Raw genomic sequence first — 18,299 nt, 5'->3', positions numbered from 1 at the left:
ACAGGATATCCGCCGTTCCTGCCCCAATGCTGCCCACGCTCTCGCCCGACAACACACTCGACCCGCGGCAGCGCGCATTCGTCGACCGGCTGGCCGCCAGCGGCTTTGCCGGCGATATCGATACGCGCTACGCGACGCGCGTCACGCTGGCCACCGATAACAGCGCTTTCCAGCAGCTGCCGGCCGGGGTGTTTTTTCCGCGCGATGAAGCCGATATCGAGCGCGTAGCCGCCCTGCTCGCCGAGCCGGATTTTCACGGCGTTCATCTCGCGCCGCGCGGCGGCGGCACCAGCACCATCGGCTGTTCGCTGACGGCGGGCTTCGTGCTCGACTGCTCACGGCACATGAATCGCATCCTGTCGATCGACCCCGAAGCCCGCGAAGCGGTCGTGCAGCCGGGCGTGGTGCTGGACCAGCTCAATGCCGCGCTTGCCGAACACGAGCTGTTCTTCGCGCCCAACGTGGCACCATCGTCGCGCGCGACGCTCGGCGGCATGGCCAACACCGACGGCTGCGGCAAGGGCTCGCGCATCTACGGCAAGACCAGCGATCACGTACTGGCCACCCGCGTGGTGCTCACCGATGGCGCGGCCCACGTAATTGACTCGCGGCGCGGCGCTGACGATCCCGACGAGCGCATCGCGGCCATCAACCAACGCGTGACATCGATCATCGACGCCAATCGCGGCGAGATCGCCCGTGTGTTCCCCGATCTGTCGCGTTATCTGTCGGGCTACAACCTGGCACAGGCGGTCGACGCGGCCGGTCGCTGTCATCTCAACAAGCTGATCGGCGGCTCGGAGGGCACGCTGGCGCTGGTCAGTGAATTGACGCTCAAGCTCACGCCGATCCCGAATACGACCGTGCTCTATGCGCTGCGCTATGCCAGCTTCGATGCCGCCCTGCGCGATGCCGAATCGCTGGTGGCATACGACCCGAGCGCCATCGAATCGGTCGACGAAACGGTGATGAACCTGGCGCGCGACAACCCGATCTACGAACGGGTGCGCGACTCTATCGAGAACGATGACGGCTCCACGCCGGGCGCGGTGAACCTGGTCGAGTTCGCCGGCCGCGATGGCCTGCCCGAAGGGGCGGCACGGCTGGACGTGGCACTCGAAGCCGGCGATAGCGGCGCGACCGGCCATTATCGCGCCGAGAGCGCGGCGGCCCGGGCCGCGCTCTGGGATCTGCGCAAGGGCGGTGTCGGCCTGCTCGGGTCGGCGCCCGGCGCGCGCAAGCCATTGCCGTTCGTCGAGGACACGGTAGTCGACCCGCGCGTGCTGGCCGACTACGTCATCGATTTCCGGGCCATTCTCGACGAGTACGGCGTGTCCTACGGCATGTTCGGGCATATCGACGTGGGCTGCCTGCATGTGCGCCCGGCGCTGGATCTCACCGATCCGGACGACGAGCGCATCATGCGCGAGATCACGACCCGCGTGGCGAAGCTGGCCGAATCCTATGGCGGCCTGCTGTGGAACGAGCACGGCAAGGGCTTTCGCTCGGAATACAACAAGCCCTTCTTCGGCGAACAGCTCTACGCCGCACTCGCCGATATCAAGCGTGCCTTCGATCCGCGCAACCAGCTCAACCCCGGCAAGATCGTGGCCCTGGAACCGGAGCGCGTCCCGCTGGCGGCCATGGACGCGCCGACCCGCGGCACCTTCGATCGCCGGATCCCGGCCGACGAGCGCGCCGCATTCCCGGGTGCGATGCAATGCAGCGGCAACGGCGCCTGCTTCGATTACGACCCGACCCACATCATGTGCCCGTCGTACCGCGCCACGCGCGACCGGCTGCATTCGCCCAAGGGGCGCGCCGGCGCCATGCGCGAATGGCTGCGCCAGCTCGCCGAGGCCGGCACCGGTACCGGCGATCTCGCCCCGGCCGAATCGCCGCTGGCCTGGCGCACCTTGCGTGACCTCGCGGCCGGGCCGGCCGATCCCGAGGCCGATTTCTCGCACCAGGTGTGGCAGGCCATGGACGGCTGTCTGTCGTGCCGCGCCTGTGCCACCCAGTGCCCGATCCGGGTCGACGTGCCGACGTTCAAGAGCGAGTTCCTGGCGCTGTACCACGGCCGCTATGCGCGTCCGCCGGCCGACTATGCCCTGGCCGGGCTGGAGACCGGCGCCGCGCTCGCCAGCCACCTGCCCGGGCTCGCCAATGCGGCGCTGCGCGTACCCGCGCTGCGGCGGCTTCTCGCCGCCAAGCTGGGCCTGGTCGATCCACCGCCGCTGAGCCGGCCGGGTCTTGCTGACTGGCTGAAGCGACATCCCGGCTATCGTTACAGCGCCGACGGTTGGGCGCTGATGAGCGACGCCGAGCGCGCGCGCAGCGTATTCGTGATCCAGGATGCGTTCACCAGCTTCTTCGACGCCCCGGTCGCGATCGCGGTGATCGAGTTGATCGCGGCCCTCGGCTACCGGCCCCAAGTCGCGCCGTTCTCGGCCAGCGGCAAGCCGCTGCACGTGAAGGGCTTCCTGCCGGAGTTCGAGCGCGTGGCGCGCCGCCACGCCCGCCGGATCGACGCGCTCGCGGCCCACCGGCGGCCTCTGGTCGGCATCGAGCCGAGCGTGACGCTGGCGCTCGCAACCGATTATCAGCAAGCGATCGGCCGCGCACTGCCGGTACAACTGTTCGAGCAATGGCTGGCCTCGGCGCTCGCTACACGCGCGCCAGCGCCAACGGCCGGATCGTCACCGGGCTATCGCCTGCTCAACCATTGCACGGCCCAGACAGCGTCCTCGGGGAGCACCCGTGCCTGGCGTGATGCCTTCGCCTACTTCGGGCTATCGCTGGAAACCGGCAACGTCGGCTGCTGCGGCATGAGCGGCGCCTACGGCCACGAAGCGCGCCATCGCCAGACATCGCAAACCGTCTTCGAGCTGTCCTGGACGGGCGCGCTATCTCGCGGCGCGGCGCAACCCCTGGTGCCCGGCTACAGCTGTCGCAGCCAGATCGCGCGTCTCAAGGGAGAAACCGCCCGGCACCCGGCGCAGGCCCTGCTGGCAGAGATCGATTAATTTTGACCCTCGCCCCGGCGCTCGCGTATCCGCGGACGCGTGACCGGGTGCACCGGCGCGTCGCGCGGCGCCGCCACGATACGATTACGGCCGCCTTCCTTGGCGTCGTATAGCGCTTCGTCGGCCGAGCGCAACAAGGTGTCGTTCGGCAGACGTCGTTCGCTGTCGTTCTGCGCCAGCCCGATCGAGAGCGTGACCGAGAACTGCGTCCCGCCCTCGCCGGTGAACACCAGCTCGGCAGCGCGCCGGCGCAATCGTTCCGCCGCCTTCAGCGCACACTCAAGATCGGTGCCCGGGACGATCCACAGAAACTCCTCGCCTCCGAACCGGCCGAAGCTGTCGATCTCACGCACCTCTTCGACCATGTTCCGGCCGAGCCGCTTGAGTACTTCGTCGCCCACGGCGTGGCCGTGTGTATCGTTGATGCGCTTGAAGTGGTCGATGTCGATCACGCCGACGCAGAATACATAGGGCGCGCGTTGGCAACGAACACGCTCGCGCTCAAGCACTTCCATGAGCCAGCGACGGTTGTACAACCCGGTCAGGTGATCGCGTACGGCCATGACCGAAATCCGGGCCATGGCTTCGCGGATCTCATGGTTGCGTTCGCGCAGGGTTCGGCGCATCCGGTTGATGAGCGCGCTCAGAAGCACGATCTGCGGCATGACGATGACCAGCGAGGCCAGCAACATCCAGTTATGGAAGAACAAGCCGTCTTCCGTGTGCAACAGACCGTGGCAGAACAGCACCACGAGATAACCGGTCGAGTAAACCACGGCCGCGACGATGAATCGGCCCATGCTCAGATCGAGTGTGCCGTAAAGCAGAGGCACGACCGTCGTCAGCACCAGGGCCGCCTGCGCCTCGGCCGAATTGAGCTGGTAGAGAAGGACGAGGCCGGGTAATGCAGGTATCAACACCTGGGGCAGTGTCAGATTCGGTTCGCGCGAGCGCAGGTTCAGGCCGGTGCGAAACGCCACGTAGAACGTCACCACGATCACGCACTGAGCGATGGCATAGCCGGCCACGAACTGCGGCGAAACCGCGCCCAGCAGACTGAGCACCGCAGCCAGCGCGATCTGCAGCGCATAAGACAGACAGGACAACCCGAGCCTCTGCAGCCGAACGCGCTGATGCCGCGCGCGGCGCTCCGATTCGGTCTCCTCCGCGTGGCGATCATCGTTCGACATTATGGTTTTCGGGTTGTGGCAAACCAGTAAACGGTTCGGTTCGCGCCGAACCGCGGGCCCGGCTTCGCTGGCCGGGCCGATGTGTGCGGGTATCGCCATCGCCCGGGCGGTGGCGAAACCGGCCCTCGGCCGCGACAATACCACCCTTGGTTTTTCTGCATACCGTCGTCCCCATCGTGTCCGGTCGCATTTTCGCCCATGCCCCGATCCTGATCTTCGACTCCGGTGTGGGCGGCCTGTCGGTGCTCGCCGCGGTTCGGGCCCGGCTGCCGCGGGCGCCGCTGGTGTATGCCATGGACAGCGCCGGCTACCCCTACGGCCAACGCGACGAGGCCGAACTCACCGCCCGCGTTCCGGCCCTGCTCGGCCGGCTGGTGGAGCGCTATCGCCCCTGTCTTGTGGTGATCGCCTGTAATACGGCTTCCACCATCGCGCTGGCCGCGGTCCGCGACGTGCTCGCGACCCCGGTGGTGGGCACGGTGCCGGCCATCAAGCCGGCCGCCGAACGCTCATCCAGCCGCGTGATCGGCGTGCTCGGCACGCGCGCCACCGTACGCCAGGCCTACGTCGACGATCTGGCGCAACGCTTTGCCGGCGACTGCCGCGTGTTGCGCCACGGCGCCCCGGCCCTGGTCGACTACGTGGAATCGATGCTGCGCGACGAGATGGCCGCCGACCCCGAGGCGCCACGCCACGCGCTAGCCGGCCTACTCGCTCAACCGGGCGGCGACGCCATCGACACCGTCGTGCTCGCCTGTACGCATTTCCCCCTGGCCGGGGATGCGCTGCGGCGCGCAGCGCCCGCCGCGATGCAATTCGTCGACGGCGCCGAAGGCATTGCCCGGCGCTGTGCTGCGCTGCTCACGCATCAGGACTGGCCGGCGCATGCACCCGCCGGCGTGACGGTGACGACGGGCGACGCCGCCGCCTGCACCGCGCTGATCCCCGGCCTGGCGCGCTTCGGACTCGCGCCGGCAAGCGCGTTGTAACCTCAGCGCAGCCGCTCGATCGCTACCGTATCGCCGGAGGCCGCCGCGATCTCGTTCTGGGCCGAGATCAGCGCCAGTTCGCGACCACCGGCTGCCTGGGTGGCCTCGAACAGGATACGCACGGCCGCCGCCGTGCGAGCCAGAGCGCGGGCCGGGCCGTCGCCGCCCAGCCCCAGCTCGAGACAGCCCGCCAGAAACACGGCGGCGGTGAAGTCGCCGGCGCCGTTGGGCGGGGGATCGAAGTGGATCAGCGGTGTGGAAACCCGCCAACTGCCGTCGGCCGTGTCCACCAGCATGGCGATGCGGTCGGCCTGACTGTCGTCGACCACCAGCGACGTGACCAGCACCACCCTCGGCCCGCGCCTGCGCAGCGCCGCCGCCGCGGTCACCGCGTCGTCGCGGGTGGTGATGTCGCGATCGGCCAGCCAGGCCAGTTCAAACTGGTTGGGCGTGACGATGTCGGCCGCCGGCAGCGCGTGATCGCGCATCCATTGCGGCAGGCCATCGCGCACGAAAAAACCGCGGCCCGTATCGCCCATCACCGGATCGCAGCAATACAGCGCCTGCGGATGCGCGGCCCGCAGCCGCGCCAGCGCATCGAGCACCGCCGCCCCGGTGGCCTGATCACCCATGTAGCCGGTCAGCAGTGCCCGCACACCGGCAAAGCCTGTCAGCGCCTCGATGCCATCGACCACCTCGCGAATGTGCGCGGCCGAGAACACCTCGCCGGTGAAACGGCCGTAGCCGGTGTGATTCGAGAACTGCACCGTGTTCACGGCCGTGACGTCCCATCCGAGCCGCTGCAACGGGAATACGGCGGCCCGGTTGCCGACGTAGCCATAGGCGACATGGCTCTGGATGGAAATGATCTCGCTCATGTCGTGCGGCTCTCCCTGTTCGCTGCGACGTGCCGATTCGTCGGCTACCGGACGGCGCAGCGTAGCGCAGGAGGTCGCCGACGTCTGCCGCCCGCCTTGCGGGAGCGATCGCCACCTGTCGCGACCCGGCGTTGCGGCCCGAACCGGCCAGCCCAGGCGTCCGCCGGCGCGGGGCCGACTGAAACGACGGCAGTCGCGACCTACGACACCGCGTTCGGCACATGGCCGACGCGATGATCGTAATGCCACGTCAGCCCCCACATGGCCAGGCCGGCGACAGCCAGACCGGCGCCGACATAGCCGGCGATCTCGGCACTGAAACCGAAGGCGATGACCAGCCCGGCCAGGAACGGGCCGAGCGCGTTGGCGAAGTTGAACGCCACGTGGTTCAGCGCCGCCGCCAGATTCTGCGCATCACCGGCCACATCCATCAGCCGGGTTTGCAGAATAGCCGCCAGCGACACGCCAAAGCCGATGCAGAACACGTCGATGGTGACTGCGATACCGTCATTGCTGGCCAGCGGGAAGGCCAGCAGCGCAACCAGGCTCCAGACCAGCATCGCGCCTGCCGTGGGCATTTGTGCCCGATCGGCAAAGCGCGGCACGATCATGTTGCCCATGGTCATGCCCACCCCGAACACGGCGAGCACCACCGGGGCGAGCGCGCTCGACATGTGGGTGACGTGCGTGAGCGTGGTCGTCAGATAGGTATACACCGCGAACACGCCGCCGAAACCAATGCCGCCGATCGACAGCGTCAACCAGACATTGGGCCGGGCCAGCGCGGTCAGCTCGCGCAGCGGGTGCGCATCGCTGTGCGCGCCCTGATACGGCGCGAAGATGGCGATCAGCACCCCGGCCGCGATGGCGATCGCGGTTACCGTCCAGTAACCGGCACGCCAACCCGCCAGCGACGCCAGCCAGGTCGCCGCCGGCACGCCGAGAATCGTCGCCAGCGTCAGCCCGAGCATGACGTAGCCCACCGCCTGGGTCCGGCGATGCGGCCGGACCACGGAGGCCGCCATCAACGAGGCCAGGCCGAAGTAAGCGCCATGCGGCAGACCGCTGACAAAACGAAACAGGATCAGCCAGTGATAACTCGGCGCCAGCGCGCTCAGGCCGTTGCCCACGGCGAACACGGCCATCAGCCCGATGAGCAGCGGCTTGCGCGAAATCCGGGCGGACAGCACGGTGATGATCGGCGCCCCGACCACCACACCCAGCGCATAAGCACTGATGATATGGCTGGCGGTCGATTCGTCCACAGTGAATGCGCGCTGGATCAGCGGCAGCAGGCTCATGGTTCCGAACTCGGTCGTGCCGATCGCAAAACCACCGGTCGCCAGCGCCACGAACACCAGCACTTGAAGCACTCTGTTCGGCATAAGCGAAATCGAAGGGAAAAAGCCCGACACGGGCCAAGGGAATCGAAACGTAGAATACACGCCCCGAGCCTAATACTAAAGTCTTAAATAATAATTTAGGCACGCTTTGCGACGCATTCGCGCCGGAATCGGTCCCACGATAAAACAACGGAAATCGGCCGCCCGCCACGCCGCGACGGCGCCGGTACGTTTTCGCGAACCGGGCCCCGCCCCATTCTGCGGGCGCGTCGTACGGCACCAGTCTTGTTCGGCTTGCGCCCGCCCTCAATGGCGCGAACGCGCGAACGCGCGATCGGGCGGCGTCGGGCGCGCCCGCGGGACGCGCTTGCCCGGCGTCCGACGCGGCTCACGCACGCCCTGCCTCGCGGCCCGACAGGCCAGCAATACGGCAGGCGCCCGAGCGAGCAGCCGGCGCCGCGCCCGCGCGATCAGCGTCGAGACCGATGACGCGCTAGAATAGCGCCCCTGGATAACGCAGCGCGCGGCCGCCCCGAGGGCCAAGGCCCGGCGGACGTGCCGTACAATAGCTGCACAGGCCAACCATCTCGGTGGCCGGCGGCCCCGGGGCGGTTCGGCTGACCCGTACAACGAAACACCCGGCCTTTAATGAGAAAGGTCATTCGCCGGCGGCGTACAGCGCCGACCCGGCTTGCGACAAGCTATCAACATTTCCATCCCCACGGGATGACACACAAGCTCTGCGAGGTTGAAACGCGACGATGTCCGACACGCCGAAGATCATCTACACGCTCACCGACGAAGCCCCGGCCCTGGCCACGCATTCGCTGCTGCCGATCATCGATGCCTATACCGATTCGGCCGGCATCCGCGTCGAGACCCGCGACATCTCGCTGGCCGCGCGCATCATCGCCCACTTTCCGGATTATCTGACCGACGAGCAGAAGGCCGCCGACGACCTGGCCGAGCTGGGCGAGATGACAGCCAATCCGTCGGCCAACATCATCAAGCTGCCCAACATCAGCGCCTCGGTGCCGCAGCTCAAGGAAGCGATCGCCGAGCTGCAGAACGCCGGCTACGCGTTGCCCGACTATCCGGAAGAACCGGAAACGGACGCGGAAAAAGAGATCGCCGAGCGCTACGAGAAGGTCAAGGGCAGTGCCGTGAACCCGGTGCTGCGCCAGGGCAACTCGGACCGCCGCGCGCCGGCCTCGGTCAAGGATTATGCGCGCAAGTACCCGCATCGCATGGGCGCCTGGGAGCCGGACAACAAGGCCGAAGTTGCGCATATGGACGACGGCGATTTCTACGCCACCGAAAAGTCGGCCACGTTCGACGCCGTCGACAAGCTCACGGTCACCCTGCACCCGAAATCCGGCGATGCGCGGGTCCTCAAGAAGGACATCGCCGTGACCGCGGGTGAAGTGGTCGATGCCGCGGCCATGCATGCCGAACCGTTTCGCGCGTTCATCGATCGCGAGATCGCCGATGCCAAGGCCAAGAACCTGTTGTTCTCGGTGCATCTCAAGGCCACGATGATGAAGGTCTCCGACCCGATCATGTTCGGCTGGGTGGTCACCCAGTTCTACAAGGACGTGATGGACAAGTTCGGCGACACGCTGCACGAGGTCGGCTTCGACCCGCGCTCCGGCCTGGGCGATCTGTACAAGAACATCCAGCAGCTGCCCGACGACAAGCTGTCGGCGATCGAATCCGAGATCGCGAAGGTCAACGAGGAATCGGCGCCGCTGGCGATGGTGGATTCACACCGCGGCATCTCGGTGCTGCACTGGCCCAACGACATCATCATCGATGCCTCGATGCCGGCCATGATTCGCGACTCCGGCATGATGTGGGGCGCCGACGACGACCAGCACGAAGCCAAGGCGCTGATTCCGGACCGCTGCTATGCCGGCATCTATGCCGCCGTGGTCGAGGACTGCAAGAAAAACGGCGCCTTCGATCCGACCACCATGGGCACCGTACCCAATGTCGGCCTGATGGCGCAGAAGGCCGAGGAATACGGCTCGCACGACAAGACCTTCCAGGTCCCGGCCGACGGCACCGTCCGCGTGACCAACAGCGCCGGCAACGTGGTCTTCGAGCACGAAGTCGATGCCGGCGATATCTGGCGCATGTGCCTGGCCAAGGACGCGGCGATCGCCGACTGGGTCAAGCTGGCGGTCACCCGCGCTCGCGATTCGGGCATGCCGGCCATATTCTGGCTGGACGAGAACCGTGCCCACGACGCCCAGATCATCGCCAAGGTGAAGCAGTATCTGCCCGAGCACGACACCGAGGGCCTGGACATCCGGATCATGGCACCGGTCGAGGCCATGAACCACACGCTGGAACGCGTACGCGCCGGCCGGGACACGATCTCGGTGACCGGCAATGTGCTGCGCGACTACCTCACCGACCTGTTCCCGATCATGGAGCTGGGCACCAGCGCCAAGATGCTGTCGGTCGTGCCGCTGATGGCCGGTGGCGGGCTGTTCGAGACCGGGGCCGGCGGCTCGGCGCCCAAGCATGTGCGCCAGCTTCAGCGGGAGAATCACCTGCGCTGGGATTCGCTGGGCGAATTCCTCGCCCTGGCCGCCTCGCTCGAGCATCTCGGCAAGACCTTCGACAACGAACGCGCCAAGGTCATGGCCGAGGCGCTGGACCAGGCCACCAGCCGCTTCCTGTCGGAGAACAAGTCGCCCTCGCGCAAGGTCGGCGAACTCGACAACCGCGGCAGCCATTTCTACCTGGCCATGTTCTGGGCCCGGGCGATCGCCGACCAGAAGGCCGATGCCGAGCTCGCCGGGACGTTCGCCGAACTGGCGGATGCGCTTGAAGCCAACGAGGACCAGATCGTCGAGGAACTGAACGCGGTTCAGGGCGAACCGGTCGACCTCAACGGCTATTACTTCGTGGATCCGCAGCTTGCCACCGAAGTGATGCGCCCGAGCGCCACGCTCAACCAGACCATCGCGATGGTCGCCGCGAACCGGAAATAGCCCGGTCAGCAACCGGCCGGCTTGCGGCCGATCCAGGGCCGACGCTCGCTTCGCCGGGCGCCGGCCTTTTTCATGCCCGCCGGCGCCTTCGGGATGCGCGCGCATAAGGCACGGATTCGACGCCCGTTTTCGCTTTGGACACACCGCTCTGGTACGGTCGATAGCCCGTCGAATTAATAGCTCCCAATATGAATTCAATGCCGAAAAGGATCCTGGTCACGGGGACTATCGTGGGTGCGTGCCTGACCGTGGCCGGCTGCACGACCGTGCGCGAGACCCAGCCGACGCAAACGGCTCGCGAGCAGCTCATGCTGTCCACCGCGGCCGATCGCGCCAGCGCCCAGATCAAGCCCAACGTGCCCCGCGGCAACGCGATCTATGTGGATTCCAGCGAGTTCACGGACGACGCCGAATACAAGACGAAATACGCCATCGCGCAGATCCAGTCGCAACTGCTGGCCGATGGCTACAAGCTCGTCGGTTCGGCCGACAAGGCAGACACGATCGCGCTGGTGAGCAACGGCGCGTTGTCGATCGATCAGGCCAACACCATGCTCGGCATTCCCAGCATTCCGATCCCGATCCCGCTGACCGGGACGGTGAGCACGCCAGAGATCGCCTTCTACAAGAAAGCGCGCCGCACCGGCGTGGCCAAATTCGGCATTGCGTTCTATAACGCCAAGACCGGCGATATGCAGGATGTCGTCGGGCCGGTCTACGGCTTTTCTCACTACGACAAGTCATCGATCATGGGCATCAGCTGGAAGCATCAGAATCTGCTGACACCCACGCAACAGGCCCGGATGAATAGCGAGAAACCCAAAAAACCCAAGACCGTCAACAATGGTTAGGTCCGCCCGTTCCGAACGCAATGGCCCGGCTTCTCAAGCCGGGCTATTTTTTGCGATGCCCGCGCCGCACCACTCGTTATCGGGAACGCGAACACGGTACGATCCTGATTCCACGATTTAGGGAGGAGATCAGCCATGACAACCATCAACGATTTACTTCGTGACAAGCCATCGGATATCTGGACGGTGGCGCCGGATGATTCGGTATACGATGCGCTGCAGCTGATGGCGGACAAGAACATTGGGGCCGTGCTGGTGATGGACGCCGGCCGCCTCGTCGGTCTGCTGTCCGAACGCGACTATGCCCGCAAGCTCGTACTGGAGAACCGGTCATCGAAACAGACCCCGGTGCAGGACGTGATGACCCAGCGTGTGGCCTATATCGCCCCCTCCACCGAAATCGAGCAATGCCTGGCGCTGATGACCGACAAGCGTTTCCGGCATCTGCCGGTCATGGACAACGACAAGCTCGTGGGGCTGGTCTCCATCGGCGACCTGGTCAAAGGGGTGATCGCCGACAAGGAATTCATGATCGAGCAACTCGAGCATTACATTACCGGGCATTAGGGCCCGTCGCACGAAAAAGGCCGCCGGGCTGATCGGCGGCCTCTTTTCGTCCGGCACCGGCGGCTACTACATCCGGGCGCGCCCGGACATCGCTTCCAGCCGCTGGATGCGCTCCTCGGTCGGCGGATGGGTCGAGAACAATTTGCCGATGTTCACGCCCGCCAACGGGTTGACGATGAACAGGTGCGCCGTGCCCGGATTGCGCTCGGCCGACGACATCGGGTGCTGCTCATTGGCCTGCTCGAGCTTGCGCAGCGCGTTGGCCAGCCCCATCGGGCTGCCCGAAATTTCGGCGCCGCCCTTGTCGGCCGCGAACTCGCGCGACCGCGACACGGCCATCTGGATCAGGGCGGCGGCCAGCGGCGCCAGTATGATCGTCGCCAAGGCGCCGATCATGCCGCCCGCGCCTTCGCGATCGTCGCTGCCGCGGAAACCGCCGAACAGCATCGCCCACTGCGCCATGTTCGCGATCATGGTGATTGCGCCCGCGAAAGTGGCGGCGACGGCACTGATGAGCGTATCGCGATGGCGGACATGCGCCAGCTCGTGGGCGAGCACACCACGCAACTCATCGCGGTTCATGATCCGCAGCAGGCCGGTGGTTGCGGCCACCGCTGCATGCGACGGACTGCGACCGGTGGCAAAGGCGTTGGGCGTATCGGATTCCATCACGTAGACGCGCGGCATGGGCAGATGGGCGCTCTGGGCCAACTCGCGCACCACGTTATACAGCTCGGGCACCTCCGCGGCCGAGGCTTCGCGGGCGCCGTGCATCTTCAGCACCATGCGATCGGAAAACCAGTAGCTGCCGAAGTTCATCGCCGCCGCGATCACCAGGGCAAGCACCATGCCACCACGGCCGCCGAGCGCGCCCCCGACTAGAACCAGCAACGCGGTCAGGCCGGCCAGCAGAATGGTCGTGCGCAACGCATTCATTTCTAGCACCCTCTTTCAAACAAGCAACCCGAACACTCATGCTCAAGATAGCGGCGTTCGCAACCGAATCAAGATGACGTACGAAATGCTCGATTCGCCCCGATCTTGCGCGTATCCTTCATTAACAGTCCGTGACAATACGCGACAAGACGTGCACGCCATCGATACCCCAGCCCACCCACGAGGCCCGATGAGCGGCGTGACCGGGACAATCGCCGGCCTGGTCTACCGAGACGAGCCATGACCGATCCGCTTTCGCCTTCGCCTTGTCGCCACCGGGCCGGACCGCCAGGCCGACACGCGCACTTGCGCGTATCGAGCCGTGCTCCGGCCGGGCGCCAGTGGCGGGCGCCGCAGCTGCCATGAACGCGATCACGGCGCAGTACAACGGTTACCAGCTACACAGCGTCTTCCAGCCCATTCTGAGCCTGTGCCACCGACGCAGCGTCGGCTTCGAATCGCTACTGCGCTCGACGGATGTCGACAACCACGCGCATGCACCCGCCGATGTCATGCGGGAAGCCGCCGAGCGCGGCGACATTCGCCTGCTGGATACGCTCTGCCAAAGCCTGCACATCCGCAACTTCTCGGCCCAGGCGCCGGAAGAACGCTGGCTTTTCCTCAACCTGGACCCCAGCACCATCGCCGACCGCTGGTATCATGACGGAACGCTCACGAGGGCGTTGCGCGAGGCCGGCGTACCGCCGCAGCGTCTGGTCATCGAGATCGTGGAGGGCGCGATCGACGACGAGCCGCAGCTGTTCGCCGCCGTCGACTATTTCCGCTCCATCGGCGCGCTGGTCGCCCTCGACGACTTCGGCACCGGCCATTCCAATTTCGACCGTATCTGGCGGCTCGCGCCCGACATCATCAAGCTCGACCGCAGCCTGATCGTGGAAGCCGAACAACACCGCACCGGCCGGCTGCGGCAGATGCTGCCCAACCTCGTGTCGCTGATTCACGAAGCCGGCTCCCTGGTACTAGCCGAAGGTATCGAGACGCATGAGCAGGCACTGCTCGCCATGGATGCCGATATCGACTTTGTCCAGGGCTTCTACTTCGCGCGGCCGTCGCGCGAAATTAATCACCTCGAGATCGACGGCCTGCCGATACTCAGCGATATCACCCGTCATTTCGAGACCACGACCACGATCGAGGAGCGCATCGAGGCGGATCGCATTGCGCCCTACGCCGAGGCCTTCCGCGACGCCGTCGAGCGCATCGGCCGCGGCGAGGCACCGCATGCCGCCGCGCGCCAGCTGATGACCCTGGCGCGCGCCGCGCGCTTTTATATTCTCAACGAGCGCGGCGAACAGACCATGCATGTCGACGGCCGTTCGTTGCGTACCCGCCGCATCTTCCATGCCGGTCCGATCACCGACACCTCGGGCGGCACCTGGTATCGACGCCAGTATTTCCGCGCCGCCATGGCCGAACCGTACCGCCTGCAGACCTCGCGCCCCTATTTGTCGAGCACGGGCGCCTACATGTGTGTCACGCTCTCGATCGCGCGCGGCAACCCGCCGACGCAGGTCCTTTGCTGCGACATCGACTGGTAGCGGCCTCGTACGAAACGGCCACAGGCCTAGGGCCTGTCGCCGTTTCGTCCGCGTCCGCGCCAAGCGCTGTTTTGCGGCAAGACGAGGCGTAGCGAACGTAGCGTAGTCGTTCTACGTGAGAGAGCTACAACGCTGGATTGCCGCAAAACAGCGCTTGTCCCGAAGGGTTGGGCCGCAAATCCGCCGATACGGCGTTGCGCGTCTTGATCGTGGCTCGCCACGACCTGCGACGCGCGCCTTGTCTCGACGGATTTGCGGTCTCCAACGCGGCACGTGTACGAAACGGCCACAGGCCCTAGAATAGTCCCCCGATCTACCGCAATCGACGCATCACCATGGGTCAGTCGCTACAGGACCAGCTGCTCAAGGCCGGTATCGCCAAGCCGAAACAGGCCAAGAAGGCACGCCACGACAAGGCGCGCCGCAACAAGGCGGCACGCCGGGCGGGCCATACCGGCGATGAGGAACAGCGCAAGCTGTCGCAGGAAGTCGAGGCCGCGGCCGCCGCGAAGCGCGAAGCCGACCGCAAGCGCGCGGAAGCGGCCAACGCCGAACGTCAGCAGCGCGAGCGCAAGCGCCAGGTGATCCAGATCATCAACGAGAACCGCATCGCCATCGAGGCGCCGGAAGCCGACGAGCCGCCCTACAGCTATACCGTCAAGGGCAAGATCCGCCGCCTGCCGGTCAGCCGCGACCAGCGTCGGCGGCTGGCCGACGGCCGACTGGCCATCGTGCGCTATGACGGGCAGACCTCACTGGTCGACGTCGAGACCGCCGAGCGCCTGGAGGCGCTGGTCCCGAAGGCGGTATCGCGCATCACCGAAGCCGACAAGCGCCCGACCGATCCGGACGATCCCTACGCCGGATATGAAGTCCCCGACGACCTGATGTGGTGAGCCCGGCCACGGCCCCAACGGCCGTGGCCGAGCACCGCCGGCCTGCCGGGCGACACGCGCCGGATCAGTACCCCGCCGCCAGGCCCGCCGGACGCCGGCGATCGTTGGCGCCTTCGAGCGCGCCGTCCGGACGTCGCCGGATCGCCTCGTCGGCGCCCCAGGAGCGCACCACGTCGAAGCTGTGCCCCATCGCTTCCAGTTTCTGTTTCACCGCATCGGTCAGATAGCCCGGCTCGACCTTGGTGTGATCCGGCAACCACTGATTGTGGATTCGCGGCGCGTCGACCGCCTGCTGGATGTTCATGCCGAAATCGATCACGTTGAGCATGCTCTCGAGCGTGGTCGAGATGATGGTCGAACCGCCGGGGCTGCCGGTCACCATGAACAGATCGCCGTTGTTGAGCACCAGCGACGGCGACATGGACGACAACGGCCGCTTGCCGCCCTCGATCTGATTCGCCTTGCCCTGCACCAGGCCAAAGGAGTTGGGCACGCCGGGCTTGGCGGTGAAGTCGTCCATTTCGTTGTTGAGGAAGAATCCGGTGTTGCCGGCGATATGACCGTTGCCGAACAGATAATTGATGGTATAGGTCACGCTCACCGCATTGCCCTTGGCATCGACCACCGAGTACTGCGTGGTGTGCTGGCCCTCGCGCGGGCCAAGGCTGCCGTGGATCCGTGACGACGGCGTCGCCTTGTCCGGGTCGATGTCGCCGCGTAGACGATTCAGGTGATCGGCGGACAGCAGCTTGCCGATCGGGTTGTCGACGAACGCCGGATCGCCGAGATAGGTATTGCGGTCGGCGAAGGCACGCCGCTCGGCCTCGATCAGGTAATGCGAGGTCTTGACCGAGCCATAGCCCCATTTTTTCAGCGGCAACGGATCCAGGATGCCGAGAATCTCGCAGATCGTGGTGCCGCCCGAGCTTGGCGGCGGCGTTGAAACCACGGTGTAGCCCTCGTAGCCACAGGTGACCGGCTTGCCCCAGGGGGCGGTGTAATCGGCAAAATCCTGCATGGTGAGGATACCGCCATGGGCCTTGCTGGCCTTGACCACCGCCTTCGCTATGGGGCCCTGGTAGAAGGCTTTCGTGCCGCGCTTCGAGATCAGCGACAACGTGTGCGCCAGTTGGGGCTGCTTGAGCGTATCGCCCACCTGATAGGGCTGGCCATGGTTCAGGAATATCTTCGCCACGTTGGGCTGGTCGGCGAAATCGTCGCTGCGTTCGTGCAGGATATTGACGTCGCCCTGGTCGAGCGTAAAGCCCTGGCGCGCCAGCTTGATCGCCGGCGCCATCAGGCGCTTCCGGCTCATCGTACCGAAACGACGGCGGGCCTGTTCCAGCCCCATCACGGTGCCGGGCACGCCGGTGCCGAGATAGGTCTTCGTGCTGCGGCCCTTGACCACGTTGCCGTCGGCATCCTGGAACAGCGTGGGCGTCGCTTTTTCGGGCGCTTTCTCGCGGAAATCGAGGAACAGATTCCGGGCCGGGTGATCGGTCGAGCCGGCCAGATGCAGTACCATGAAACCGCCGCCGCCGATGTTGCCGCAGCAGGGATGCACCACGGCCAGTGCATAGCCCACGGCCACGGCGGCATCGACCGCATTGCCGCCGTCGGCGAGCACCTTCACGCCGACGCGCGTGGCCAGATGCTGTGCGGTCACCACCATCGCGTGCTGGGCGGTCACCGGTTTGGCTTTTGCCAGGGCGGCCCGCGTGGTGGGCGGCGCGGTGACGTCCAGCGCACTGGCGGCAATGCCGGAAGCATTCGTGCTGGCGGCGCCGGCGACCCCGCTGCCAACAAGCGCAACAGCCACAACCCCCGCGGCGCAGATGAGCCGAAGACAGCGCCGAAATTCCTTGTGCATGAAACCGATCATGATCTGAATGATGGGGGCACTATAGCCCGCCCGTTCCATCGCCAGCACCCCGCCGGTCCAAAAAAAGCGGCCCGATCGGGCTGATCGGGCCGGCTCGGTGGGTGGCATCCAAGACGCTAAAAGCGGTCTTGGAGCCTATCCCGATAGGCGCGGACGCGGACGCCCTAGTCCGGCACGTGCGCCGATTCCGGCAACAACCCCTCGCGCTTGAACTCGGCCCAGAGCTCGGCCGGAATATCGGTCTCGAACAACGTCTTGTTCTGGGGAATGCGTTCGGGCTTGCTCGCGCCCGGGATGATCGAATCCACCGCCGGGTGCGCGGCCGCGAACTGCAGCGCGGCGGCCTTCAGGTCGACATTGTGCGCCGCACAGATCTCGGCCATACGATCGCGAATGCGGACCGGCTCGGCGGCGGCCTTTTCGTACAGATAGTGATCGCCGCCGGCGAGCAATCCCGAGCCGAACGGCGCCCCGACTACCACGCTGACATCCCGCTCCAGACAGCGCGGAAACAGCGCGTCGGCACCGGCCGTGTTCAACAGATGGTACTGGGTGGCCAGCAGAAAGATATCCGGGTCCGCTTCGTCGAGCGTGCGCAGACACGGCTCGATGGTATTCACGCCCAGGCCCCAGCCATGGATGAGGCCCTGGTCGCGCATTTCCGTGAGCGCGACCGCCGCGCCCGACATCGCGGTGGCGAAATGCTCGGTCCAGGCGTCGCCGAGCGCGTCCGGCGACAGGTCGTGGATATAGACGATATCCAGATAGCCCACGCCCAGGCGCTGGAGGCTGTCGTGCACGGCCTGCCTGGCGCCGTCGTAGGAATAATCCATGCGGCGCTTGAAATACAGTCCGCCCACGAACGGGCCGGTGGCCTCGGGCGCGTCGGCGGGCTCCAGCACACGCCCGACCTTGGTCGACAACACGTACTCGGAACGCGGCCGGCGCGCCAGGAACGAGCCGAAGCGCTGCTCCGACAGGCCGGCGCCGTAATGCGGGGCCGTATCGTAATACCGGATACCATGATCCCAGGCAGTGGCCAGGGTCTCGCGGGCGCGGTCGTCGTCGGAATGGGCGAACATATCGCCTAATGGCGCGCCGCCGAATCCCATGCGGTCCAGGCGTGGTCCGGAATGCTTGAAATCGCTCATCTCGTCCTCCTGAGCATTGACGGATGGAT

At 66.1% G+C, this 18,299-nt stretch carries 13 protein-coding genes; 7 read left to right on the top strand and 6 right to left on the bottom strand.

Annotated features, from left to right (window positions below; genetic code table 11):
- Positions 1 to 26: 26 nt before the first annotated feature.
- Positions 27 to 3,026, top strand: coding sequence for an FAD-binding and (Fe-S)-binding domain-containing protein (locus SALB1_RS12255; protein ID WP_109994130.1), 3,000 nt, complete (start codon positions 27 to 29; stop codon positions 3,024 to 3,026).
- On the opposite strand, the gene SALB1_RS12250 is transcribed toward SALB1_RS12255, so the two are convergent.
- Positions 3,023 to 4,216 (bottom strand): GGDEF domain-containing protein, encoded by a 1,194-nt coding sequence (locus SALB1_RS12250; RefSeq protein ID WP_158590730.1) that lies wholly within the window; start codon positions 4,214 to 4,216, stop codon positions 3,023 to 3,025. The genes SALB1_RS12255 and SALB1_RS12250 overlap by 4 nt on opposite strands.
- A gap of 176 nt (positions 4,217 to 4,392) precedes the next feature.
- On the opposite strand from SALB1_RS12250, the gene murI reads away from it, so the two are divergent.
- The gene (gene murI, locus SALB1_RS12245) at positions 4,393 to 5,205 is read left to right on the top strand and encodes a glutamate racemase (RefSeq protein ID WP_199678786.1); all 813 of its coding nucleotides are present in this window, start codon (positions 4,393 to 4,395) and stop codon (positions 5,203 to 5,205) included.
- Positions 5,206 to 5,207: 2 nt separating this feature from the next.
- On the opposite strand, the gene pdxY is transcribed toward murI, so the two are convergent.
- Positions 5,208 to 6,083 (bottom strand): pyridoxal kinase PdxY, encoded by an 876-nt coding sequence (gene pdxY / locus SALB1_RS12240; RefSeq protein WP_109994128.1) that lies wholly within the window; start codon positions 6,081 to 6,083, stop codon positions 5,208 to 5,210.
- Between the two features lie 200 nt (positions 6,084 to 6,283).
- Positions 6,284 to 7,468, bottom strand: coding sequence for an MFS transporter (locus SALB1_RS12235; RefSeq protein ID WP_109994127.1), 1,185 nt, complete (start codon positions 7,466 to 7,468; stop codon positions 6,284 to 6,286).
- Between the two features lie 719 nt (positions 7,469 to 8,187).
- Here SALB1_RS12235 and SALB1_RS12230 point away from each other — a divergent pair.
- From SALB1_RS12230 to SALB1_RS12220, 3 genes are all read left to right on the top strand, one after another.
- Positions 8,188 to 10,428 carry an NADP-dependent isocitrate dehydrogenase gene (locus SALB1_RS12230; RefSeq protein ID WP_109994126.1) on the top strand — a complete coding sequence of 747 codons (2,241 nt, stop codon included), beginning with the start codon at positions 8,188 to 8,190 and terminating at the stop codon, positions 10,426 to 10,428.
- A 197-nt stretch (positions 10,429 to 10,625) separates the two neighbouring features.
- Entirely contained in the window at positions 10,626 to 11,279 is a 654-nt protein-coding gene (locus tag SALB1_RS12225) for a DUF6655 family protein (RefSeq protein ID WP_145961316.1), read from the top strand.
- 135 nt (positions 11,280 to 11,414) lie between these two features.
- Positions 11,415 to 11,846 (top strand): CBS domain-containing protein, encoded by a 432-nt coding sequence (locus SALB1_RS12220; RefSeq protein WP_109994124.1) that lies wholly within the window; start codon positions 11,415 to 11,417, stop codon positions 11,844 to 11,846.
- Positions 11,847 to 11,912: 66 nt separating this feature from the next.
- Here the strand turns inward: SALB1_RS12220 and htpX are convergent, their stop codons facing one another.
- A complete protein-coding gene (htpX, locus tag SALB1_RS12215) occupies positions 11,913 to 12,782 on the bottom strand; it encodes a zinc metalloprotease HtpX (protein WP_109994123.1) in 870 nt (289 codons plus the stop codon).
- 362 nt (positions 12,783 to 13,144) lie between these two features.
- On the opposite strand from htpX, the gene SALB1_RS12205 reads away from it, so the two are divergent.
- Positions 13,145 to 14,341 carry an EAL domain-containing protein gene (locus SALB1_RS12205; RefSeq protein WP_145961315.1) on the top strand — a complete coding sequence of 399 codons (1,197 nt, stop codon included), beginning with the start codon at positions 13,145 to 13,147 and terminating at the stop codon, positions 14,339 to 14,341.
- A gap of 335 nt (positions 14,342 to 14,676) precedes the next feature.
- A complete protein-coding gene (locus SALB1_RS12200; RefSeq protein WP_109994120.1) occupies positions 14,677 to 15,237 on the top strand; it encodes a DUF2058 domain-containing protein in 561 nt (186 codons plus the stop codon).
- A 64-nt stretch (positions 15,238 to 15,301) separates the two neighbouring features.
- Here SALB1_RS12200 and ggt read toward each other — a convergent pair whose 3' ends face one another.
- Positions 15,302 to 17,158, bottom strand: a complete 1,857-nt coding sequence (gene ggt, locus SALB1_RS12195) for a gamma-glutamyltransferase (RefSeq protein ID WP_255414387.1) — start codon at positions 17,156 to 17,158, stop codon at positions 15,302 to 15,304.
- A gap of 125 nt (positions 17,159 to 17,283) precedes the next feature.
- Positions 17,284 to 18,270, bottom strand: a complete 987-nt coding sequence (locus SALB1_RS12190; protein ID WP_109994119.1) for an aldo/keto reductase — start codon at positions 18,268 to 18,270, stop codon at positions 17,284 to 17,286.
- Positions 18,271 to 18,299 lie beyond the last annotated feature (29 nt).

The organism is Salinisphaera sp. LB1 (assembly GCF_003177035.1).
Taxonomy (GTDB): Bacteria; Pseudomonadota; Gammaproteobacteria; order Nevskiales; family Salinisphaeraceae; genus Salinisphaera.
Note: the sequence above shows the minus strand (reverse complement) of the source record. Positions and strands in the feature narration are given on the sequence as shown.